The 22,579-nt window shown below is 43.2% G+C and carries 25 protein-coding genes and 1 riboswitch; of the genes, 12 read left to right on the top strand and 13 right to left on the bottom strand.

Going from position 1 to position 22,579, the window contains the following annotated elements:
- Window positions 1–61 precede the first annotated feature (61 nt).
- Window positions 62–262 carry a hypothetical protein gene (locus tag FS736_RS15240; protein ID WP_144478771.1) on the bottom strand — a complete coding sequence of 67 codons (201 nt, stop codon included), beginning with the start codon at window positions 260–262 and terminating at the stop codon, window positions 62–64.
- A gap of 113 nt (window positions 263–375) precedes the next feature.
- On the opposite strand from FS736_RS15240, the gene dacB reads away from it, so the two are divergent.
- Window positions 376–1,857: a D-alanyl-D-alanine carboxypeptidase/D-alanyl-D-alanine endopeptidase gene (dacB, locus tag FS736_RS15235; RefSeq protein WP_395883521.1), complete on the top strand. Its 1,482-nt coding sequence runs from the start codon at window positions 376–378 to the stop codon at window positions 1,855–1,857.
- Window positions 1,858–2,665: 808 nt separating this feature from the next.
- On the opposite strand, the gene FS736_RS15230 is transcribed toward dacB, so the two are convergent.
- Together FS736_RS15230 and FS736_RS15225 are read right to left on the bottom strand one after the other, a co-directional pair.
- The gene (locus FS736_RS15230) at window positions 2,666–3,580 is read right to left on the bottom strand and encodes a nuclease-related domain-containing protein (protein ID WP_186326807.1); all 915 of its coding nucleotides are present in this window, start codon (window positions 3,578–3,580) and stop codon (window positions 2,666–2,668) included.
- A 154-nt stretch (window positions 3,581–3,734) separates the two neighbouring features.
- Window positions 3,735–4,331, bottom strand: coding sequence for a cell wall hydrolase (locus FS736_RS15225; RefSeq protein ID WP_260983629.1), 597 nt, complete (start codon window positions 4,329–4,331; stop codon window positions 3,735–3,737).
- Window positions 4,332–4,788: 457 nt separating this feature from the next.
- Between FS736_RS15225 and katA the strand changes: the two genes are divergently transcribed.
- Window positions 4,789–6,249, top strand: coding sequence for a catalase KatA (katA, locus tag FS736_RS15220; RefSeq protein WP_144478765.1), 1,461 nt, complete (start codon window positions 4,789–4,791; stop codon window positions 6,247–6,249).
- A gap of 326 nt (window positions 6,250–6,575) precedes the next feature.
- On the opposite strand, the gene FS736_RS15215 is transcribed toward katA, so the two are convergent.
- The 4 genes from FS736_RS15215 to FS736_RS15200 form a co-directional block, all read right to left on the bottom strand.
- Window positions 6,576–7,211, bottom strand: a complete 636-nt coding sequence (locus FS736_RS15215) for an FMN-dependent NADH-azoreductase (RefSeq protein WP_144478763.1) — start codon at window positions 7,209–7,211, stop codon at window positions 6,576–6,578.
- A 123-nt stretch (window positions 7,212–7,334) separates the two neighbouring features.
- A complete protein-coding gene (locus FS736_RS15210) occupies window positions 7,335–7,934 on the bottom strand; it encodes an NADPH-dependent FMN reductase (RefSeq protein WP_144478761.1) in 600 nt (199 codons plus the stop codon).
- A 28-nt stretch (window positions 7,935–7,962) separates the two neighbouring features.
- Window positions 7,963–8,817 (bottom strand): VOC family protein, encoded by an 855-nt coding sequence (locus tag FS736_RS15205; RefSeq protein ID WP_144478759.1) that lies wholly within the window; start codon window positions 8,815–8,817, stop codon window positions 7,963–7,965.
- Window positions 8,818–8,830: 13 nt separating this feature from the next.
- A complete protein-coding gene (locus FS736_RS15200; RefSeq protein WP_144478757.1) occupies window positions 8,831–9,238 on the bottom strand; it encodes a DoxX family protein in 408 nt (135 codons plus the stop codon).
- 183 nt (window positions 9,239–9,421) lie between these two features.
- On the opposite strand from FS736_RS15200, the gene FS736_RS15195 reads away from it, so the two are divergent.
- Window positions 9,422–9,730, top strand: coding sequence for a winged helix-turn-helix transcriptional regulator (locus tag FS736_RS15195; RefSeq protein ID WP_144478755.1), 309 nt, complete (start codon window positions 9,422–9,424; stop codon window positions 9,728–9,730).
- A gap of 89 nt (window positions 9,731–9,819) precedes the next feature.
- Here FS736_RS15195 and FS736_RS15190 read toward each other — a convergent pair whose 3' ends face one another.
- On the bottom strand, window positions 9,820–10,260 hold the full coding sequence (locus FS736_RS15190) for a Dps family protein (protein WP_144479025.1): 441 nt from the start codon (window positions 10,258–10,260) through the stop codon (window positions 9,820–9,822).
- A 208-nt stretch (window positions 10,261–10,468) separates the two neighbouring features.
- On the opposite strand from FS736_RS15190, the gene FS736_RS15185 reads away from it, so the two are divergent.
- A complete protein-coding gene (locus FS736_RS15185) occupies window positions 10,469–10,681 on the top strand; it encodes a methionine aminopeptidase (RefSeq protein ID WP_144478754.1) in 213 nt (70 codons plus the stop codon).
- Between the two features lie 44 nt (window positions 10,682–10,725).
- Here FS736_RS15185 and FS736_RS15180 read toward each other — a convergent pair whose 3' ends face one another.
- Window positions 10,726–11,121: an HIT family protein gene (locus FS736_RS15180; protein WP_144478752.1), complete on the bottom strand. Its 396-nt coding sequence runs from the start codon at window positions 11,119–11,121 to the stop codon at window positions 10,726–10,728.
- Window positions 11,122–11,211: 90 nt separating this feature from the next.
- Window positions 11,212–11,664 carry a DinB family protein gene (locus FS736_RS15175; RefSeq protein WP_144478750.1) on the bottom strand — a complete coding sequence of 151 codons (453 nt, stop codon included), beginning with the start codon at window positions 11,662–11,664 and terminating at the stop codon, window positions 11,212–11,214.
- A 248-nt stretch (window positions 11,665–11,912) separates the two neighbouring features.
- Here FS736_RS15175 and FS736_RS15170 point away from each other — a divergent pair, with 248 nt between their 5' ends.
- Window positions 11,913–12,428, top strand: coding sequence for a DoxX family protein (locus FS736_RS15170; protein WP_144478748.1), 516 nt, complete (start codon window positions 11,913–11,915; stop codon window positions 12,426–12,428).
- Between the two features lie 47 nt (window positions 12,429–12,475).
- Here FS736_RS15170 and FS736_RS15165 read toward each other — a convergent pair whose 3' ends face one another.
- Window positions 12,476–12,811 carry a nucleoside triphosphate pyrophosphohydrolase gene (locus FS736_RS15165; protein ID WP_144478745.1) on the bottom strand — a complete coding sequence of 112 codons (336 nt, stop codon included), beginning with the start codon at window positions 12,809–12,811 and terminating at the stop codon, window positions 12,476–12,478.
- 184 nt (window positions 12,812–12,995) lie between these two features.
- Between FS736_RS15165 and FS736_RS15160 the strand changes: the two genes are divergently transcribed.
- The 5 genes from FS736_RS15160 to FS736_RS15140 all read left to right on the top strand — a co-directional run bounded on the left by FS736_RS15160 (window position 12,996) and on the right by FS736_RS15140 (window position 19,160).
- Window positions 12,996–13,880, top strand: a complete 885-nt coding sequence (locus FS736_RS15160; protein ID WP_144478743.1) for a LysR family transcriptional regulator — start codon at window positions 12,996–12,998, stop codon at window positions 13,878–13,880.
- Window positions 13,881–14,068: 188 nt separating this feature from the next.
- Window positions 14,069–14,791 (top strand): beta-ketoacyl-ACP reductase, encoded by a 723-nt coding sequence (locus FS736_RS15155; protein ID WP_222125079.1) that lies wholly within the window; start codon window positions 14,069–14,071, stop codon window positions 14,789–14,791.
- Between the two features lie 45 nt (window positions 14,792–14,836).
- Complete coding sequence (locus FS736_RS15150) at window positions 14,837–16,432, top strand: acyl CoA:acetate/3-ketoacid CoA transferase (RefSeq protein WP_144478739.1); 1,596 nt, start codon at window positions 14,837–14,839, stop codon at window positions 16,430–16,432.
- 37 nt (window positions 16,433–16,469) lie between these two features.
- The gene (locus tag FS736_RS15145; RefSeq protein ID WP_144478737.1) at window positions 16,470–17,912 is read left to right on the top strand and encodes a GntP family permease; all 1,443 of its coding nucleotides are present in this window, start codon (window positions 16,470–16,472) and stop codon (window positions 17,910–17,912) included.
- 63 nt (window positions 17,913–17,975) lie between these two features.
- Window positions 17,976–19,160, top strand: coding sequence for an acetyl-CoA C-acetyltransferase (locus FS736_RS15140; RefSeq protein ID WP_144478735.1), 1,185 nt, complete (start codon window positions 17,976–17,978; stop codon window positions 19,158–19,160).
- A 53-nt stretch (window positions 19,161–19,213) separates the two neighbouring features.
- Here FS736_RS15140 and FS736_RS15135 read toward each other — a convergent pair whose 3' ends face one another.
- Window positions 19,214–19,438, bottom strand: coding sequence for a hypothetical protein (locus FS736_RS15135; RefSeq protein WP_144478733.1), 225 nt, complete (start codon window positions 19,436–19,438; stop codon window positions 19,214–19,216).
- A gap of 274 nt (window positions 19,439–19,712) precedes the next feature.
- Window positions 19,713–19,797, bottom strand: a riboswitch (cyclic di-GMP riboswitch).
- A 239-nt stretch (window positions 19,798–20,036) separates the two neighbouring features.
- Between FS736_RS15135 and FS736_RS15130 the strand changes: the two genes are divergently transcribed.
- Window positions 20,037–20,381 (top strand): hypothetical protein, encoded by a 345-nt coding sequence (locus tag FS736_RS15130; protein WP_144478731.1) that lies wholly within the window; start codon window positions 20,037–20,039, stop codon window positions 20,379–20,381.
- 51 nt (window positions 20,382–20,432) lie between these two features.
- Here FS736_RS15130 and nadE read toward each other — a convergent pair whose 3' ends face one another.
- Window positions 20,433–21,254 carry an ammonia-dependent NAD(+) synthetase gene (gene nadE, locus FS736_RS15125; protein WP_144478729.1) on the bottom strand — a complete coding sequence of 274 codons (822 nt, stop codon included), beginning with the start codon at window positions 21,252–21,254 and terminating at the stop codon, window positions 20,433–20,435.
- A 219-nt stretch (window positions 21,255–21,473) separates the two neighbouring features.
- On the opposite strand from nadE, the gene FS736_RS15120 reads away from it, so the two are divergent.
- Complete coding sequence (locus FS736_RS15120) at window positions 21,474–22,529, top strand: lactonase family protein (protein WP_144478727.1); 1,056 nt, start codon at window positions 21,474–21,476, stop codon at window positions 22,527–22,529.
- Window positions 22,530–22,579 lie beyond the last annotated feature (50 nt).

The following is a 22,579-nucleotide window of genomic DNA, read 5'->3' as shown; positions in this document are numbered from 1 at the left end:
AACAAAATACTCCTATTGAGCTTCCAAATCTAAAGAAGATCAATAAGGAGTATTTTTTAAGTTAAACCTGGCTATTTTCATTTCTATTTTGCAAAAGCAACAGCATCTCCCTTGAAATCCCGGCTGCGAACAGGCAGCCTACGAGAAGTGCCAATGTCCCGTACAACGGATCTGTCACCTTGGAAAAAATCAGTTGGACATAGAAGTAAAATCCTGCTCCGATGGCTACAATGAATAAAGTATTCCAAACGTATCGGTACATATTTTTCCTCCTCAACCTTCTATTAATATAAACATTATCATAGACTCTACTAGTTGTTTATTGGGAAAATTCCTGTCGAAAACAGAAGAGTTATGAAGGGAATGAACGAAAAATTGAAACAAAAAACTACATTCATCGTCCTGTTCATGTTTATTAGCATTTTAGCCATCATTCCGCTTTTCTATACGGATGAACCTCCTGCACAGGCTGTTTCAACCAGTGTTGATCTGTCAGAGGAAATCAATGAATTCATTGAAAACGAACCGATTCTTGATGGTGCGCTGGCGGGTATCAGCATCAGGTCAGCAGATCACGGAAAGCTGCTGTATGAGCATAACGGAGAGATTCGAATGCAGCCGGCTTCTATACTGAAGATGTTCACTGCCGCCGCATCACTGTCAGTTTTAGGGGAAGATTATCGTTTTACAACCGAAGTTTTGACGACTGGTAAAATAGCAGGCGGCACTCTATCAGGAGATCTTTATTTAAAAGGCAAAGGAGATCCAACACTCCTTCCAGCTGATTTTGCTGAAATAGCAAAAAAATTGAAGAAGAAAGGAATCTCCAAGATTGATGGTGATATTATCACCGATGACAGCTGGTATGATGATGTCAGGTATTCAGAGGACCTATCCTGGAATGATGAGCATCAATATTATGGAGCGCAAATATCGGCACTGACAGCATCACCGAATCTGGACTATGATGCCGGAACAGTAATAGTCTCCATTTCCCCCGGCAAAAAAGGCAAAGCAGCCAAGATTTCGCTTGAGCCGGATACAGATTTCGTCACAGTCGTTAATGAAACTAAAACAATCGAACCTAAAGGAAAGCAAGATATCCAAATCAAACGGGAGCATGGCACAAATGCTATTGTCGTGAAAGGGTCGATTCCTGCGGATTCACAACTGGTAAGGGAATGGGTCGCCGTCTGGAATCCAGCGCAATATGCCGGAACCCTTTTTAAGAAAGCCCTGGAAGACCAGGGCATCGAGATTGTTGGGAAAATAAAAAATGGCAAGGCTGCAGATGCCATGCCGGTATTAATTTTTCATAAATCCATTCCCCTTGCTGACCTGATGATTCCATTCATGAAGCTCAGCAATAATGGCCATGCAGAAGTACTAGTGAAAGAAATAGGCAAAGCCGTCCACGGTGACGGCAGCTGGGACAAGGGTTTTGAGGGAATGATGGATGAGTTGGAGAGTATCGGTGTCGATACAAGTAAAATCATCCTCCGTGATGGCTCTGGTCTATCCCATGCGAACCTCGTTCCGGCAAATGAGATCACAAAAATTCTTTATGAAGTGCAAGGAGAGGAATGGTTTCCTGTTTTCAAGAATTCCCTTCCCGTGGCCGGAGCAAAGGATAGGATGGTTGGCGGGACGATGCGAAACAGACTGAAAGAAGAGGCGAAGTTCGTTACCGTTCAGGCCAAAACAGGCTCGCTGACTGGAGTAAGCACCCTCGCAGGATATGTGGAAAAGCCCGGCGGCGAGACACTAATTTTTACGATAATGCTGAATAACCTGCTGGATGACAGGGATGGCAGGAATGTTGAGGATCAAATCGTTAGAATACTTTCAAGACAATGACTGAAGCTTGAATGATACCCTTATGTGGATAGTTTGGTCTTCATAAGGGTGTTTCGGCTAGAATGGTACCCTTATGTGGATGGTTTTGCTTGTATAAGGGTGTCTTTCCGCTTGAATGGTGCCCTTATGTGGACAGTTTCTCCTGTATAAGGGTGTCTTTTGGCTTGAATGGTGTCCTTATGTGGACAGTTTCGCCTGTATAAGGGTGTCTTTTGGCTTGAATGGTGTCCTTATGTGGACAGTTTCGACTGCATTAGGGTGTTTTTCCGCTTGAGTGGTACCCTAATGTGGACAGTTTCGCCTGCATAAGGGTGTCTTTCGGCTTGAATGGTACCCTTATGTGGATGGTTTTGCCTGCATAAGGGTGTCTTTCGGCTTGAATGGTACCCTTATGTGGATGGTTTTGCCTGCATAAGGGTGTCTTTTGGCTTGAATGGTGCCCTTATGTGGACAGTTTCACCTGCATAAGGGTGTCTTTCCGCTTGATTGGTGCCCTTATGTGGACAGTTTCACCTGCATAAGGGTGTCTTTCCGCTTGAATGGTGCCCTTATGTGGACAGTTTCGACTGCATAAGGGGGTCTATTGGCTTGAATGGTGCCCTTATGTGGACAGTTTCACTTGCATAAGGGTGTCTTTCCGCTTGAATGGTGCCCTTATGTGGACAGTTTTGCCCTCATAAGGGTGTCTTTCCGCTTGAATGGTGCCCTTATGTGGACAGTTTCGCCTGCATAAGGGTGTTTTTCCGCTTGAGTGGTACCCTTATGTGGACAGTTTCGCTTGTATAAGGGTATCATTCTCCTTCAAGAATCATTTATCAACAGTTATATAGCGGGAAGATGGGCCATGGCCCTCCAATGTATAGTTTTCTGAAAGAATGTTCCTAATGGCTTTCTTTGTTTTGACAGACTTGCACCATTCATGGACCGTATTGACTGTTAAAGCTTCTTCCGGAAAAAGTAATTGAATATCTCTAACACTTCTCAATACTGCTTCATGTAAAGTTTCCCGTTTCCCGCAACTGGTGCATATTAGTGTTTTTCGAGTCACGATTGTATTCATGCTATGACAATGGGAACAGGTTATTCCCTTCTTCAATTTGTCGAAACTATATTGAGGCAGCCGGGAGTATGGCGAATCTTGAGTATGCAGGGAATGCAGACGTTCGGCTAGGTTTGTGTGGGTATTTTTTATTGGAGAAAATTGTTTTTGCAGGTTTTTAAGAAGTCTTGGAATCTGGTTCGGAAAGATAATTGGTAAATTACGCGGAGCTTGATAGAGGTAAAAATTGTTGTTCACAAAGACCAGTGTTGATTCAATATTTATGTTGTACCCAAGGTCTCGCACCATCCTTCGCAGGAGAGACTCTGCCCTTTCCATTTGTATCAGAGGATTTTTAATTTCTACTCCATTATGGGTGTACCACCTATCGCCTTCGATATAATAATCTCCCTCGAGATTCTTCACTTCGAACATGTGGATTATCTGGGACAGGAATAGGGAATCGACTTGGAATTTCGTATTTCCATGTTCCAGCAGCAAATCGTTCAAAACCAGAAAGCCTTTTTCTACCTCCCCCATCCAATGATCAAAAATCACTTCGCCTTCATATCCTTTTTCCAGGTACAGATAGTTACTATGTTCCTTCGTAGACAATTTCATTCTTGAATTCAGCTTTCTCAGAATTTGTAGTTCCAACGATTCAACACGCGATTTAACTATCAAAGAACATTCCTCCATTCGTTATGTATTGCAATTAAATAGTATGTTTTATTCGATTATTTAACAAGGTTTTTTATCACTTTGTTTTTTGGCTTTAAAAAAGCAGCCTAATTGAGAAAAAGCTGGGCAGAATGAGAATCTACACAGCTTTTTTGAGTCACTTCGCAAATCTATGATTTCCGATTGTCACGGTTGCTTCTCTTGAAAACACCCATTTGCTTACTGCGGTTTTCGGATTAAAGAAGAATAATGATCCATTCCCCTGTCCCCTGAATGCAATGGCTTCTTTAACGGCTTTCTTGGACTCTGCATCCGCTGCCTTGTTGATGGCGCCATTTTTCACGGGTGTGAATGCATAATAGCCGTTTGATTTTTGATAAATGACTCCCTTGATTGTATTAGGGAATTCAGAGCTTGCTACTCTATTCAAGACAACAGTCGCTACTGCTACTTTCCCAGCATATGGCTCGCCTTTTGCCTCAGCGTGGACCAGTCTTGCAAGCAAGTCCTGATCTGCCGCAGATACCGTCGAGGCAGGAATCGTCAACTTTTGTCCTGGATATAGTAGATTGCTAGTCCGGTTATTGGCCTTTTTCAATTGATTCACAGGCACTGCATTTTTACTCGCAATTCCCCAAAGTGTATCTCCTGTTTTCACCTGGTAAGTTGCCGCTTCTGCAGCCGCACCCATTGAAAATACAGATAGAGATACTGCAGCTGTGAGTGCTGCCAAAGTCTTTTTCATCTTTTTCATCTTTTTCATTTTCTAAACCTCCAGTAGAGTTGCTCTTTTTCTCTACTAATAAGGCTAGCAGTTGTAACATATGGATTCATCGTCCAATAAGTGCCAATCAGGATAAACCTTCTCAATCTATTGATAACGCTTGAGTCTTTATAAACCTAGCAGTTTATACCATTCTTCTTCCCCTTCCTTCAATAGCCAGCACTGTAAGGATCCGGTTCATTTTTTACATAGTGTTACAGGTTTGTAACTTTGTCAGAGGCATATTCAGTTGGATTGGAGAGATTCAAAAATGTCGACAGCTTTTCAGTCTTTTTTTATCTACCATATTTTGTGACAGGGCCATATTTATAGTAATTATTTTAATGTATTACCTCCTTATTTAAAATAATTATAAATTAATATTGATTTTTAATTGAAAGATGTTATCATTTAGTCATCAACAAATTTTAAAAAGGCGGGATGAAGAATGAGTAATGATCAAAAGAAGAATCTGACTACAAGCTGGGGAGCACCGGTTGGGGACAACCAGAACTCCATGACAGCTGGCCAAAGAGGTCCAACTTTACTGCAGGACGTTCACCTTTTGGAAAAATTGGCGCACTTTAACCGCGAGCGTGTGCCTGAGCGTGTTGTGCATGCAAAAGGTGCCGGAGCACATGGATATTTTGAAGTGACAAATGATGTAACCAAATATACGAAGGCAGCATTTCTTTCAGAGGCAGGAAAGAAAACACCTTTATTCGTCCGTTTCTCAACGGTTGCTGGTGAACTGGGATCAGCTGATACAGTGCGTGACCCACGCGGATTTGCCGTAAAGTTTTATACAGAGGAAGGAAACTATGATATTGTCGGCAATAATACGCCGGTATTCTTCATCCGTGATGCGATCAAGTTCCCTGACTTCATCCATACACAAAAAAGGAACCCTCAGACTCACCTGAAGGATCCAAATGCAGTGTGGGATTTCTGGTCACTGTCACCTGAGGCGTTGCATCAGGTAACGATCCTGATGTCTGACCGCGGCATTCCGGCTACTTTCCGCCATATGCATGGTTTTGGCAGCCATACATTCAAATGGACTAATGCTGAAGGAGATGGCGTCTGGATCAAGTACCACTTCAAGACAGAGCAAGGCGTGAAGAACCTGACTGCCGATGTAGCGGCACAAATCGCCGGCGAAAACCCGGATTTCCATACAGAAGATTTATTTAATGCCATCGAAGCGGGAGACTTCCCTGCCTGGAAGCTTTATGTCCAGATCATGCCATTGGAGGATGCGAATACGTACCGTTTTGATCCATTCGATGTTACAAAGGTTTGGTCACAAAAAGACTACCCATTAATTGAAGTGGGCCGCATGGTCTTGGACCGTAACCCGGAAAATTACTTTGCGGAAGTTGAGCAGGCAACCTTCTCTCCTGGAACGCTGGTACCTGGTATCGATGTATCGCCAGACAAAATGCTACAGGGCCGCCTGTTCGCTTATGCTGATGCGCACCGATACCGTGTAGGCGCAAATCACAATCATTTGCCGATCAACAGGGCTAGAACAGAAGTCAATTCCTACCAGCGTGACGGCCAGATGCGCTTTGATGGAAATGGCGGCAAATCTGTAAACTACGAGCCTAATAGTTTCGGAGGACCAACAGAAGTGAATGAGCAAAAACAGGCAGCATTTCCTGTCAGCGGTGTGGCCGAAAACGCGGGCTATGATCACCATGACCATTACACACAAGCCGGTGACCTGTACCGCCTGATGAGCGAAGAAGAACGAGCTCGCCTGGTTGCTAATATCGTCACAGCAATGAAGCCAGTTGAACGCGATGATATCAAACTCCGCCAGATCGGCCACTTCTATAAGGCAGACCCTGAGTACGGAACCCGTATCGCGCAAGGACTCGGACTGCAGGTCCCACAGGAAGTTTAAAAGATATGATAAAACGGATGTCCTATATTGGGCATCCGTTTTTATCATAAATAAGCAGATGGCTTTTGAATGATTCTTTTGGACAAACCCATGATTATTTCCTGAAAAAGTGTCCGCTACAAGAGCCCTATCGGACAAATTCATGATAATCTCCCCGAAAAGTGTCCGTTAAAAGACCTCTATCTGACAAACTCACGACGCTTTTCCCAAAAAGTGCCCCTTACAAAACCTCTATCAAACAATCACACATCAATTAACTTCAGGAATCCCTCTAATAAATAGAAAAGCAGGCCATCTCTGACCTGCTTGTTCCTGTAAATCTTCTATTAGAATGTATGTACTAGATCCTTCGCACGGTCGATTCCGTTTTCTTTGATTTCCTGTGCTTTTTCAGGGTTTGCGTTATGACCTTCAAGAACAAGGGATTCAAATGAAGGTACTCCGAAGAAGTTCATGATTGTTTCGATGTAGCGATTTCCCATTTCCATGCTTGCTGCTGGTCCTTCTGAGTAGTATCCGCCGCGAGCCTGGATGTGCAGGGCTTTTTTATCGGTCATTAAACCAACAGGGCCTTCTTGTGTATATTTGAATGTCTTGCCTGCGACTGCTACGGAATCCAGGTATGCTTTCATGACTGGCGGGAATGAGAAGTTCCAAAGCGGTGTCACGAAAACGAATTTGTCTGCTGCTGTGAACTGGTCAACAAGCTCTGCAAGACGGCCGATTTTTGCCTGTTCTTCTGCAGTTAGGGCTGAAAATTCAGTGCCTTTCTGCAGTTTTCCCCAGCCGCCTAATACATCGGCATCGATGTGTGGGATGTTTTCTTTGAATAGATCCAGATGAATGACTTCATCGTTCTGGTTTTGCTCCTGGTATGTGTCAATGAAGGCTTTTCCTGCTGACAAACTGAATGACTGTTCTTCAGTAAGTGGGTGTGCTGTGATATATAAAACTTTTGCCATGATGTGATTCCACCTATTCCTTTTTTATTCTCCAAGCTATTTTCATGAAAAATCTCGAAGTAAAAATAGCTTACTTCGAGATATTACCCCGTTTAAAAAAGCAGGTCAATTAATTTGCTCATTCTATCTTAAAGTCTTTAATGCTCCGCTCCATGCCACTACTTCATCCAGCATTGCATTTACATTATCACCATGAAGGGCTTGCGGCTTAAATTCTGTTCCGTTTTCAAAGTCAGTAAATAGAGATAATGTTGGATGTGTTCGGACATCGGCTATTTTTAATTCTCCGCAGATTCCTCTTAAATGTTCAGCTGCTCTTGCGCCGCCTGTTGAACCATAGCTGACGATTCCGGCTGCTTTGTTATTCCATGCCTCGCGTGCAAAATCAAGCGCGTTTTTCAATGCTCCGGTAATACTGTGATTGTATTCCTGAACAATGAACACGAAACCATCGAGGTTTGAAAGCTTTTCATTCCAGGCAGCAATCCCCGGCTCAGTTCCATCCGTTGTTCCCAAAAATGGCAGATCGAAGTCAGCTATATCGACGATTTCATAATTTGCGTCCCCGCGCTTGTCAGCCAGTTCCTTAACCCATTCGCCAACTTGCGGGCTCACACGGCCCTGTCTTGTGCTTCCTAAAATAATCCCGATATTCATTTTTTCTGCAGTCATGATTTTTTCCTCCTTCGTTTTGTTCCCAAATAGTTTGTTTAATAGACCCATTCTCTCCACCGCCTGTTATCTTTTTCTATCATGCTGTTTCTAACTTGATCCTGTTCCCCGAAGGGTCAACTGTAACAATAACACCATTTTCTTCTGTAACTTCAGCACCAACGCTGATCAGCCGGGAAATCGTTTCTTTTACCGACTCTTCATCTGGCAGTACCAAACTGAATGATCTGAGTCCCACACTGTTTTCCGCTGGTTTCGGAGCTCCAACTCCATTCCAGGTGTTCAGTCCAATATGGTGATGATATTTCCCTGTTGAAGTGAACAGAGCCTGAGGCCCATATCGAGAAACTACATTAAAGCCAAGTCCCTTTGTGTAAAACTCTTCCGTTTTGTCTAATTCAGAAACATGCAGATGGATATGTCCCATTACAGTGCCTGCAGGCAGACCATTCCATGTCCCTCTTTTGTCCTCCTCAAGCAGACCTTCTGCATCCAACGGCTCCGTGGTCATGACAACTTGAGACTCATTCCATGTCCAGTCTGAAGCTGGCCGGTCTATATAGATCTCAATTCCATTTCCATCTGGATCGGCAAGGTAAAGTGCCTCACTCACCAGGTGGTCTGATGCTCCCTGAAGCGGAAGCCTTAACTGTACAAAATGTTTCAGTATGTTGGCTAAATCGGCGCGATGAGGCAATAAAATGGCAAAATGATAAAGTCCAGTGGTTCTTCTCTGCTTTGGCATTACATCCTCTGGCTGTTCAATTGACAGCAGCACATTCTTGCCATCCGCAGTAAACTTTGCCAATCTCTCCGTTTTTTCAAATAGTTTAAAACCGATCACATCTTGATAAAAAGCAACCGAACGCTCAAGATCTTGCACCTTTAAATCCACCCGGCCCACAAAAGTAACCGGAGGCTGATGAAAATTCATTGGATTTCCTCCTTTAGGCGTTTTTAGTTTGAAAAATGACATTATCAATAGCGAAGAGTGATTTATTAGTGATTGCCAGATAAATTGAGATGGCCATTAACGAAAGGTCAAGTTCATATCCCGCCATCTGGCCGTTTCCAAGGAATCCTCCGGCGAGCTTTACTTTAATGACCGCTACGGCCAAAACAACCGCAAACAAAATCGAAACAATCCTTGTCCCAACTCCCAGTATCATCGCGATACCGCCTACTAATTCTATTAAAGCTACAAGGTATGCCGAAAAACCTGGCAGGCCAAGACTTTCAAAGAAACCCACTGTGTTTTCGATACCACCCTGGAACTTGGCCGCGCCATGGATCAGGAAAGTTGCTCCTAAAACAATTCTTAAAATTGTTGCTCCAACTTCATTCATCTTTATCATTTGTATTATTCTCCTTTTTCATTTACTTTAACGAAAACAGCACTGCAGTTACAATATCGTTAGTTGGTTACTTTATGTAAGTAATTATATTTTAGTTAACTATATACGTCAAGTAATCTTTTTGTTAAAAGTAATTTATTTTTAATTTAATATGATTATAATATTAAGTAAGGAGTGATTAGAATGGATAAGATTATTTGTCCTAGATTTGAAAAAGCCATGACCATCCTGAGCTTAAGATGGACCGGGCTGATCATTTACCAGCTCCTATCTGGTCCACAACGATTCTGCAGCATCGAGTCTGCAATCGGGATCAGCGGCAGGGTTCTTTCTGAACGCTTAAAGGATTTGGAGAATGAAGGGATTGTTAAAAGAAAAGTCTACCCAGAGACTCCTGTGCGGATTGAATACTCTCTGACCGATAAAGGCGAGGCACTTGAACCTCTTATGGGGAAAATTGAAGATTGGTCCCAGAGCTGGCTGAAAGACTGAAAAACTAACAAAGTACACCAACAGAGCCTAAAAGGATTAGGATAAAAAAGAGACGTATGCATCGGCATACGTCTCTTTCATTTCCTCTCTTATCTGCCTAAAAATGAATTCAGCATCCAAACATGTTTTTCCAGCCCTGAATGAATGGACAAAAGAAGATCGCTTGTTGTTTCATCGTGTACTTCTCCAGCCAGTTCCATTCCCCGCTTTAATTCTTCGATCATGGTTGAATAGTCATGAACAATGCTTGCAACCATTTCTGAAGCGGACTCATTTCCTGCGGCTTCTTTTACCGAAGCAAGCTCGAGCGCACCAGTCATCGTTGCCACCGGCTTGTCCCCCATCGCCAGCAATCTTTCGGCTAATTCATCAATATGCAATGCAGCTTCATTGTACAGTTCTTCGAATTTCGCATGCAGAGTGAAGAATTCTGGTCCCGTTACATACCAGTGGTAGTTATGGAGTTTGATGTAAAGGACTGTCCAGTTTGCAATTTGCTGGTTGACCATTTGTGTCAATTCATTTTTCATCATGAATTCCTCCTGGATTTTTTATTCAGGTTCATTATAGTCCAAGATTATCCAGTAAGGTTTGTTAATGATGGATTGTTCACATTAATGTCAACTTTCAATTATGGTATGTGCTCGTACCAGGGGCAAAAACCAAATTTCTCCATAAACTATACATAAAAACATGTGAATTTCTCCAAACTATGCATAGAACTGGAGGTGTATGATTTTGGGTTTATTCAATGCGCTTAATCAATGGAGAAATGCAAGATACGAAAACCACCTTGCCAATATGAAGGATCAAAATAAATGCCCTGACTGCCATGGCAGGGGTTACTACGCTTTTTCCGCGAATGAATTTGTTTATTACGCGGCACCATACGAATGTCCCGGCTGCAATGGAAGCGGATTATACTCAGATTGGCATGAGAGCACAACCTAAAAATGGCCCTGCATTTGCAGAGCCATTTTTTCGTACCAATATAACTAGTTTCTCCTATTTTCCTCCTGCTTGATCCAGTATCTGATCCCCCGCCCGGCGAGAGGCTCATCTTTAAAACGCGGAATGACATGCAAATGAGCATGGAAGATCGATTGGCCGCCTGCTCTGCCAGTATTCCAGCCTACGCTGTATCCATCTGGCGAGTACTTTGTGTCAAGCAGATTCTTTGCTGCGGCCAGCAATTCCCTTGAATCCATCCACTCTTGATCTGACAGTTCAAATACATTCTGCTTATGTTGTTTCGGGATGATCAGTCCGCTCCCCTGCAGGATTTGCTGCTCTGATTCCTTTTGGATAAAATAACAGGTTTCATTTTCAAAAACGACATTCTGCTCCTCATCCGCATGTATATTGCAATATGGACAAGTCTCCTGGTACATTGGCAGCCTCCATTTCTCGCATGGTCTAATTTAGGCCGATGCCTGCAATTATATAAAGCAGTGGCCAAACGGTCACTGCCATATCTGTCATTACTTCGCTAATTTTTTCATCGCATGGATTTGGCCTAGATGATAGGATTCGTGAAACAAGGCCATATTGGCAAGTTCCCCAAACGTCTCCAGTCCGAGAAAAGGCTTTTTCAGCTTCTCGTCCAGCATCGAAGCCGGGACCTCTTTGATTCTTCCAAGCTGCGTTTTTAATTGTTCAGTCAATAGCTCGACAGAAGGAACATCGCCCGACCAATCAGATGGGCGCGTACCATTCCCAAATAGCTCTATGTAACTCTCTGGAAGATGATTTGATTTTTTAGGATAACCCAGCATGAATTGTTCTGCGACCGTCAAAACATGCCCGATTTGCCAGTGGATGTTATTATTGAAGCCCTCGGGCTGAAAACTCGCCTGCTCAGGATCCAATCCCTCAATATCTTTTATAAAATTCCCTCTTGTTAATTCAAAGTGTTTAAACAATAGTTCGCTCATTACTCCATTCCCCTTTCCTGCTTGTTATCTCCTTATGTTTATTCTATATATTTCCAACATATGTGACAAGGAAAAGAAATACCATTATACCTATCAGGGTATACTATCCATAAAAGGAACTCTCTGTCAAAAATTGTTCAAAACATTATGGCTGATATGTGTCTTCACACTTTATTCACAGATTTCCATATTTTTCTTTGATATTTTATTAGTGTAATCATTATATATTTTGAAGGGAAGCGATTTAGATGTTCGCTAAATGGTTAAGGGAAAACAATATTGCTGCTGGCCTGTTGACAGTGATTCGTGTATGGCTTGGTTACAACTGGATGACTGCTGGGTGGGGAAAGTTGACGGGTGACGGTTTTGACGCAACTGGATTTTTAAAAAATGCTGCTGCCAATCCTGTAAAAGGTCCAGACGGACATATGGTGTATGGATGGTATGTAAACTTCCTTGAAAGCTTTGCGATTCCTAATGTGGATCTGTTCAACTTCATCGTTCCGCTTGGTGAATTCCTTATCGGCCTTGGTTTGATTCTTGGATGCTTGACTACTGCTGCCATGTTCTTCGGCCTTGTCATGAACTTCAGTTTCTTCCTTGCCGGCACTGTATCCCACAACCCAACTGACATCTTCTTCGGTTTCATCATTCTGTTTGCCGGTTTCAATGCTGGCAAATACGGTTTAGACCGCTGGGTGGTTCCTTTCATCCGCAAAACTGTTTTAAAACAGGCACCAGAAGCTGCGCATAAAACTGCTTAACACGATATAGATAAAGCCCTCCGCCAACTATGGCAGAGGGCTTATTTTTATTTTGAACGTTCATCTACTGATTTGAGAAGGATTTTTTTGCGGAAGCCGCCGCTTCGGTTCTTCTTCAGCTGGCGCATGAACTCCACTTCCGATTCGGTGATTCCTCGATGTTCCGCAATCGCATAGACCACCTCAAGCAAGTCCACTATTTCACTCAGCAGCCTATCGGTTCCGGCATTCCGGAATTTTTCAACTTCCTCATTGAATTTTTCCATTAGCTTTTCACTATAGGCACTGCCTTCCAAGATTTCATATTCAATTTTCTTGCCTTTATCCTTCATCAAATCCGGAAAAAAGTCCCTTACGAGTTTGTTGTATTCTTTTTTTTCCATGGCGATTCCCCTTTTGCTGTCTTACTGATAAACATAACCTTAAATCTATATGTTCAAACGCATTTTCATATAATACATGGCAATCATCCTGCTTGCCTCATTAAGTAGTGCTTCTAAACCATTATTTTTCTATGCTCAGCCTATGTTACAATAGCGGTACTTATGGGATTAATACGGAGGAATAATGATGGATACACGTCAGTTAGCGTATTTTGTCCAGGTTGCAAAAGATAATAGTTTTACAGTCGCAGCGAGGAATCTCCATCTCTCTCAGCCTGCTTTAAGCAAAATGATTAAAAAACTGGAAGAAGATCTCGGTGTCCAGCTCTTTGACCGGTCCGAGCATAAAATGACTTTGACTGATGCAGGAGAAAAACTATTCGAAGAGGGGCAAAAAATTCTGTTGGAGATGGACTCGATCACAGAAGCGATTCAGGATACAAAAAATTTAAGGACTGGAAATGTAAGCGTGGGAATCCCGCCTGTAATAGGGACAAGCTACTTCCCTCCTCTTATTGCTAATTTCCGGCAAGATTACCCAGGAATTAACCTTTCAATTATTGAAAATGGAGCTGTCACAGTCTATGAAATGGTCGAAAAGGGGTTCGTCGACCTTGGGCTGGTTATATTGCCTGAGCTTTCTGATCGAATTGAGTACATTCCAGTAACTGAAGATGAAGTGGTCTTAATCGTCCATAACGACCATCCGCTTGCTGAAAGGGAGAAAGTTACATTCGAAGACTTAAAGGACGAGTCGTTTGCACTCCTCAATGAAACCTTCCTGCTCCATCACCATGTCCTCAAGGCTTGCCGTGAAGCTGGCTTTGAACCAAATGTTTATTTTAAGAGCTCCCAATGGGACTTCCTAACTGAATTGGTCTGTCTTAACCAGGGGATTTCGATTTTACCGCGTCCAATCCTGGCCAGATTCAACAGCAATAGCATTAAGCAAATCCCGATTGATCATCCGGAAATGAAATGGCGGATTGCAATCATCTTGAAAAAAAATAGATATATCTCTTTTGCTGCGAAGAAATTCATCGAATACATCCGAGAACATATTAAATAACTTATTTTCGAATTTAGCATTCCAGACAAAATGGCAGGATTACAAGGCAATTACCTTGTACTCCTGCTTTTTTTATTCCATAACTTAAAGTTATAACAATCATGATTTATATGTATTTTATTTTAATATTGTTACCGCTTACATTATTAGTGTAATCATTTAATATCGTGTAGGGGGCTTACAATATGATTAGAATGGAAGGTAAAGTGGCTATTGTAACAGGAGGAGCACGTGGAATCGGCCGCAAAATAGTGGAAACGCTTGCGCAAGAGGGTGCTGCGATCGTCTATTCTCTCGATATGGGAGTCGGAGAATATCAATTGCCAAATGTACGCCATGTGCAGTTAAATGTGACGAATCGCGACCAGGTTGCTAAATTTGTTGAAGACGTGAAAACTGAGTTCGAAAAAATCGATGTCCTTGTCAACAACGCCGGAATTACCCGGGATGCTTTGATTCAGAAAATGACTGAAGATATGTGGGATGCAGTAATAGATGTAAATCTTAAAGGAGTATTCAACCTGACTCAAGCTGTGGCGCCAATCATGATGGAAAATGGAAAGGGCTCAATTGTCAGTATCTCTTCTGTTGTTGGCGTATATGGAAATGTTGGACAGACAAACTATGCAGCAACAAAAGCAGGTGTCATTGGCATGACCTATACCTGGGCGAAAGAGTTCACTCGCAAAGGGGCTGCAGTACGGTCAAATGCTATTGCCCCGGGGTATGTTGAAACAGAAATGATGGCAACTGTACCTGATAAAGTCCTCCAGCCAATCAGAGAGAAAACCCCGCTTGGACGCCTTGGTCAGCCGCAGGAAATTGCAAACGCAGTAATATTCCTTGCAAGCGACGAGTCAAGTTATGTCAATGGGCATGTCCTGGAAGTGACCGGTGGATTAAGACTTTAATCCGACCCCTGGACTGAAATAGAAAACGACAATGAGGTGTTGACTATGTCTTCTGTAAAAATCATTTCATCACAGAAAGCAGCAAATTTGATCACCGACAATGCGGTTGTGGGCCTGGGCGGTTTTATTGGCGTTGGCGTTGCAGAAGAAATATATATCGAGGTAGAAAAGAGATTCCTTGAAAGCCAGTCTCCAAGAAACCTAACCCTTATGTATGCAGCAGGAAACGGTGATGGTGTTGACCGGGGCATGAACCATTACGCTCATGAAGGACTTGTGAAGCGAATCATCGGCGGTCATATGGGACTTGCGCCCAAATTCCAGCCATTGGTGGTCAATGACAAAATTGAAGCCTATAACCTGCCGCAGGGTGTCATTTCACAGATGTTTCGTGATGGAGCAGCTGGTAAACCGCGCACGGTCACACATGTAGGATTAGGAACATTTGTCGACCCGGATATTGACGGCGGCAAGCTTAATCAAGCTACAAAAGAGGAAATCGTTGAAAAAGTAAACTTTGACGGCAAATCTTATCTTGCCTATAAAACACAGAAGCTTGATTTTGCTCTGCTGAAAGGTTCGGTTTCCGATGAAAACGGTAACATCAGCTTCGAAAAGGAACCGCTTACACTAGAAATCCTATCCATCGCCATGAATGCACGCAACAGCGGAGGCAAGGTGATTGTCCAGGTAGAAAAGATTGTCAAAAACGGTTCAATAGATCCTAAGCTTGTGGCTATACCGGGAATACTCGTCGATTATGTGGTTGTTGTTGAAAACCCGGCCAACCATATGCAGACATTCGGAACACAGCACAATGAAGATTTTTACCGGAGCGATGTTGTTCATAAGCAATCCGATAAAAAATATCCCCTTAACGAACGCAAGGTGATAGCGCGCCGTGCAGCCATGCTATTGAACGAGGATATCAAAGTACTGAATTATGGAATCGGAGTGCCTGAAATTATCGCACATATCCTCCAGGAGGAAGGAATGAATGACCAATTCACTCCAACTCTTGAGCCTGGTGCAATTGGCGGCACAGCAGCAGGCGGGCTGGATTTTGGCTGCTCAATCGGGCCACAGGCGATCATTGATCAACCATATATGTTTGACTATTACGATGGCGGCGGAATTGATGCTGCATTCCTTGGCCTGGCTCAATGTGATACTAAAGGAAATATTAATGTTTCAAAGTTCGGCCCTAAAATTGCCGGATGCGGCGGATTCATCAACATTACCCAAAACGCCAGGCAAATCGCTTTTTGCGGAACCTTCACTGCCGGTGGCTTAAAGGTAGGGACCGGCAAAGGGAAGCTTGAAATCCTCCAGGAGGGCAAAGCAAAGAAATTCATCGAGGATGTAGAGCAAATCACTTTCAGTGGTGATGTGGCACGTGAAAATAATAAAAGAATCATCTATATTACCGAACGAGCCGTTTTTGAACTTTTGCCTGATGGATTGACGCTTACAGAGATTGCCCCTGGCATCAATTTAGAAAGAGATATCCTTTCCCAGATGAATTTCAGGCCATTGATTGCCAAAGACTTAAAATTAATGGACAGCAGGATTTTCATGGATGAACCTATGGGTTTAAAGGATAAAAAAACTCCTGGCTTACGAAATATTGCAGCAATCTGATCCATCAAAACTTGTGTATTAGAAAGGAGTTCCCCATATGGAGCTATTCATTATACTATTAGCCCTTGGATTATTGATGTTCACAGCTTACAAAGGGTATTCAGTCATCCTTTTTGCACCAATCGCTGCCCTTTTGGCTGTGCTGCTGACGGACCCAAGCCACGTACTGCCCTTTTTCAGCAACATCTTCATGGAAAAGATGGTCGGATTCATCAAAAACTATTTTCCAGTTTTCCTGCTTGGTGCAATTTTCGGTAAGGTAGTCGAAATGTCTGGGATTGCCGAATCCATCGCTAAGTCCATCATTAAATTGGTTGGCGGCACCCGTGCCATTCTAGCAATCGTGTTGATGGGCGCTATATTAACATACAGCGGGGTTAGCTTGTTCGTTGTGGTATTTGCCATCTATCCTTTTGCTAAAAACTTATTCAGAGAAGCGAACATTCCTAAAAGGCTTATTCCGGGAACGATTGCCCTTGGAGCGTTCACATTCACGATGGACGCACTTCCAGGCACGCCCCAGATCCAAAACGTTATTCCAACAAGCTTCTTCGGGACTGATATTTACGCGGCACCTGCCCTCGGGATCATTGGTGCAATCCTTGTTTTCACATTAGGCATGCTTTATCTTGAAACTCTTAGAAAGAGAGCTGCAAAACGCGGCGAAGGTTTCTACGGATTTGATAATGCAGAATCCGCTGCTGCAGCAGAAGCTGAGGCACTAGATGAAGGTGTCAGCAACATTGACATGACTGCTAAAACGAGCACAATAAGAGCTGTACTTGCATTCGTACCATTAGTGCTTGTTGGTGTAGCTAACAAATTCTTCACAGTGAATCTGCCAAAATGGTATCCGAATGGGTTTGATTTTTCAAAGATTGGTCTTGAATCCTATGGTACGGTCCAGATGGCTGGAGTAGTTGGAATCTGGTCCGTTGAACTGGCGTTGATTCTTGGCATCCTGGCTACTCTTTTATATGACTGGAAGAAGGTTACCGGAGGATTTAAAGTTGGAGTCAACACTGCAATAGGCGGTGCCTTGCTTGCATCGATGAATACTGGGGCTGAATACGGTTTTGGCGGAGTCATTTCCTCTCTTCCAGGATTCTCTGTTGTGAGTAAAGGAATTTCAACAACATTCACAGATCCGCTCATCAATGGAGCAGTAACGACTACAACTCTTGCAGGTGTGACTGGATCTGCTTCAGGCGGTATGGGGATTGCTTTGAGTGCAATGGCTGATACTTACATGAAGGCAATCACAGAATTCAATATCCCGCCAGAAGTCATGCACCGTGTCATCTCGATGGCATCAGGCGGAATGGATACACTTCCTCACAACGGTGCAGTTATTACTTTGCTTGCTGTTACCGGATTAACTCATAAACAATCTTATAAAGATATTTTTGCTATTACTGTAATAAAAACATTGGCTGTATTCTTCATTATTGCAGTCTACAAGTTAACTGGACTAGTATAATAATAACAACAAAGGGGGAGCAATTCCCCCTTTCTTAACTTTAATTCGGAAGGGGCAGTAAAAATGGAAAATTCAATTGTGATTGCAAGTGCGGTCAGGACCGCTACAGGAGCTTTTGGCGGAGCTTTTTCAAAGGTATCTGCAGTTGATCTTGGAGCGGCCGCTATTAAGGCTGCATTGGAAAAAGCAAATATTAGTGCTGATTCCGTCGATGAAGTCATCATGGGAAATGTCCTTCAAGCCGGGCTTGGTCAAAATCCGGCACGCCAGGCTGCCATGAGAGCAGGACTTCCAGAGACATGCCCATCCATGACAATCAATAAACTATGCGGCTCAGGTTTGAAGGCCGTTCACCTGGCATATCAGGCAATTGCAGCAGGTGAAGCCGATATCGTTGTCGCTGGCGGAATGGAGAATATGAGCCAGGCGCCTTTCGTTCTCAAAGGTGCGCGTGAAGGCTTCAAAATGGGCGACCAAAAACTCGTTGATACATTGCTTGGCGATGGACTCGTATGTGCATTTAATGACTACCATATGGGTATTACTGCCGAAAACCTTGCCGAAAAATATGAAATCTCGCGCAATGAACAGGACACTTTCGCAGTCAAGAGCCAGAATCGGGCAGAAGCAGCGATCACATCCGGACGCTTCAAGGATGAAATCGTCCCTGTAGAAGTGAAACAGCGTAAAGGCGATCCTATTATTGTCGATCAGGATGAGCATCCTAAATTCGGCAGCACTCTTGAAAAGATTGGCAAGTTACGGCCTGCATTCAAGAAAGACGGAACCGTAACCGCAGCCAATGCTTCTGGAATCAATGATGGCGCAGCTGCAGTTGTGGTGATGAGTGGCAAAAAAGCAAAAGAACTAGGAGTTACTCCACTTGTAACCATCAAGGCTAATGCTTCTGCGGGCGTTGATCCATCCATCATGGGTATTGGGCCTGTTAGCGCTGTTAAGAAAGCCCTTAAGAAAGCGGAAATGGAGTTAACGGATCTCGATTTAGTAGAGGCGAATGAGGCATTTGCGGCACAGGCTCTTTCCGTCACGAAGGAACTTGGCATGAGCGAGGAGAATGTAAATGTCAACGGCGGTGCCATTGCGCTTGGCCACCCAATTGGAGCAAGCGGAGCAAGAATTCTAGTCACACTCATCCACGAACTTAAGAAACGAGAACAAAAATACGGACTGGCCACCCTCTGCATAGGCGGCGGAATGGGTGTCGCAACGATCATCGAAAATGTTTAATCAATACAAAAAGCCTGTGGTCCGCACCACAGGCTTTCATATTTTAGTAGTTATCAAACTACATAATCTTCAGTTAATTTACTGCATGCATTTGATAGATTCTCAAGGCATTCCCTTCTTAGCCTCTCGTCACAGATGAAATCATTCCGAAGCTCTTCTTCCAGCTTCATTTGTATCTGCTGAATTTCTTCCTGGAACCTTTCCCTTTTTTCAACATCTGTTAAATGAAACTCAATCTCCCGTTCAAAGTACTCTACCGTCCCAAACAAAACAGTCAACGTTTCCTCCACCTTCCATTCTATTTTTCAAAAATCCTTTGTCCCAAAAACAAAACCTGCCAAAAGGATTATTTTCACTCGTCCTGTCAAGATGCTTAAGTTTTATTTATCCTTTCTCACACTCGGCAAACGTAAAATTCAGTTCTTTTTGCATGATTGTGCAGAATGGACCAGGAAGAATAAAAAAAACCCTCCAAAAAAGACGGCGGATTTCCTTTGGCAAACAGTCAACCAATACCATTCACCGATATGTTCTATACTCATCCGATCTTTTATTGGCAACCCGACTATCCTAGCAGCATGGCCTTAGACTCGTGGCTTTGCGTCCTCACCTTTCGATAAGTTTGCCTTTTTCAGTTCTACTTAAAATATAAAACTTTAGAACCATACTTTCAACAAAATTCGCCAATTAATTACAAAGATGAGTCTAATTTCCTATAACTTTGTGATCGCATGAAAGATAGACAACCCTTTCAGGCGCCAACTTTGATTAGCGCATTGTTTTCACAATGTAATATCCCAGCAATCTCTATGTAAAGTTCAGTTGCTAGAATAAAAGGAAGAAGCTTTATTACAGGCGAATGGCAGGAGGATCCTTATGGAACAGCATGTTAAAAAGTCGCTAGATGAATGGAAAGCAGAAATTGAAGAGATTCTTAAAGAAATAGATGCGGAGTATGACGAAGTAAAAAATGAGCTTAAAGTGTATACATATAAATTTAACATCACGAAGCAGGTTGTCCAGTCGACAGTGAATCCGGACCTGAACAGGAAGATTCGCGAATTGTATCATCAGCCATTTGAGGAGAAATTCAATGATTTGAAAGAGTATATCAAGGAGTTGGAAGAAAAAAAGCGGGTCTTCCAGATGTTCACCGATAAAATCGACAAAGTGACAGACAAAGAGGATGCGCCACAGTTAGCTATTGCGCAAACTGAATAAAAAGGAAAGCCTGGCTTTTGATCGAAAATCTTAGCCAGGCCTTTTTTGTGCTTATTCCTTCCACCATGAATCAAACATGGACGCTGGAACATGCCGTTTATGCTCTGAAGCAAGATATCTGCCCTCAATTTTGGCTGCTGCTGGTTCATCAATCTGCTTTCCTTCAAGATAATCATCGATTACTTCATAGCTGACGCCAAGTTCGGTTTCATCCGATTGAAGCGGCTTGTTGTCTAAAAGGTCAGCGGTAGGCTCTTTCAGATACAGTCTTGATTCTGCATTCAATGCTTTGAGCAGTTCCCTGCCCTGGCGCTTGTTCAAGCCGGTAAGCGGCAGCAGGTCAGCTCCTCCATCCCCGTATTTTGTGAAAAATCCGGTTACTGCTTCAGCAGCATGGTCTGTCCCAATCACCAGCAAGCCGTCCTGCCCGCCGATAGCATATTGGGTGATCATCCGGATCCTTGCCTTTGCATTTCCTTTGTTAAAGTCTGTCATCTTCTCGCCAATCGCTTCCTCGAACTGGGTATTGAAGGTGTCGACAGCAGGCTGGATATTGAAGGTGATCGTTTGATCCGGCTTGATGAATTCCAGTGCTTTCTGAGCATCATCCTCATCTTTTTGCACCGCATAAGGAAGTCTGACAGCGACGAATTTGGCATCCTTGCCTTCTGACCGCAATTCCTCCGCAGCCATTTGCGCAAGTTTCCCCGCCAGAGTGGAATCCTGGCCGCCGCTGATGCCTAGAACGAACCCTTTCGCCCTTGATGTAAGCAAATATTCCTTCAAAAAATCGATTCTTTTCCTGATTTCTTGCTGGGGATCAATTTGCGGCTGCACATTCAAATCTTCAATTATCTGCTTTTGAAAGCTCATGATAACCCTCCTAATTCACGAAAAACTATTCAAAAAAGAGCATATCCCTTCTAAAGTCCAAAGTCCAGATTTTCGTCAGAAAACCTAACATCCCAATACCAAAAATGCTCATGTTTATTTTACCCATTACCATGGTGGACGTAACATTTTGTCTGCCATGATTTTTTTGCTAGACTATAAACCATAGTATTAACGCGAATTAAATTGGAGGCATTCATAATGGCAACCCATGAAAAGTTCAAAGGCTATTTCGGTACCTATACAAAAGGCAACAGCGAGGGGATCTATTCTTTCACATTGGATGCGGCAAATGGAAAAATCCTTGATGTGGAACCAGCTGCAGCTCTGGAAAACCCTACTTACCTGACAATCAGCGATGACAACCGCTTCCTTTATGCAGTCGCAAAAGAAGGTGATTCCGGAGGAGTTGCAGGCTTCAACATTCTTGACTCCGGAAAATTATCTTTCATCGATTCACAGCTTGCTCCAGGAGCATCTCCCTGCCATGTGAGCGTGAACCCGGAAAACACTCTGCTTTTATCCGCTAATTACCATAAAGGGACTGCAGATTCTTATCTGCTGAACGCTGAAACCGGCAGTATTGAAAATGTGTTATCAAGCGTGGTCCATGAGGGTTCAGGACCGGATGAGCGGCAGGAAAAAGCGCACACGCATTATGCCGGCTTCACTCCTGACGGGAAATATGCGGCAGTGATCGACCTTGGCATCGACCAACTGATCACCTACACCCTGGACAACGGTCAGCTGATTGAAAAGAGTGTATTGAATATTGCACCAGGAAGCGGTCCAAGACATCTTGTTTTCCATCCAAACAACACAATTGCCTATCTGATGACAGAATTCAGCTCTGAGGTGCTTGTCTTAAAATACAATGTTGAAGATGGAAGCTTTGAACAACTTCAGACAATCACAACCTTGCCAGCAGACTTCACCGAAAACAATCAGGGAAGTGCCATCCATATTTCTTCTGACGGAAACTACATCTACGCTGCCAATCGCGGCCATGACAGTATTGCCGTTTTCAAGGTGGATCCAGAAAGCTTCAAGCTCACCTTTGTTGAACACACTTCAACTGAAGGCAATTGGCCAAGGGATTTTATGCTTGACCCAAGCGAGAAATTCCTGATTGCCGCCAACCAGAATTCCAGCAATGTCACGCTTTATTCTCGTAACACAGAAACAGGCAGATTGACATTATTACAGTCTGATGTGCAAGTCCCGGACCCTGTCTGCGTAAAATTTTTACATTACTAAGGATCGTTCCATAAACAGCCGATACCATGAAAAACAGGCAGGTGCACTTA

It is taken from the genome of Cytobacillus oceanisediminis 2691 (assembly GCF_007678455.1).
In the GTDB taxonomy this organism is placed as follows: Bacteria; Bacillota; Bacilli; order Bacillales; family Cytobacillaceae; genus Mesobacillus; species Mesobacillus oceanisediminis_A.
Note: the sequence above shows the minus strand (reverse complement) of the source record. Positions and strands in the feature narration are given on the sequence as shown.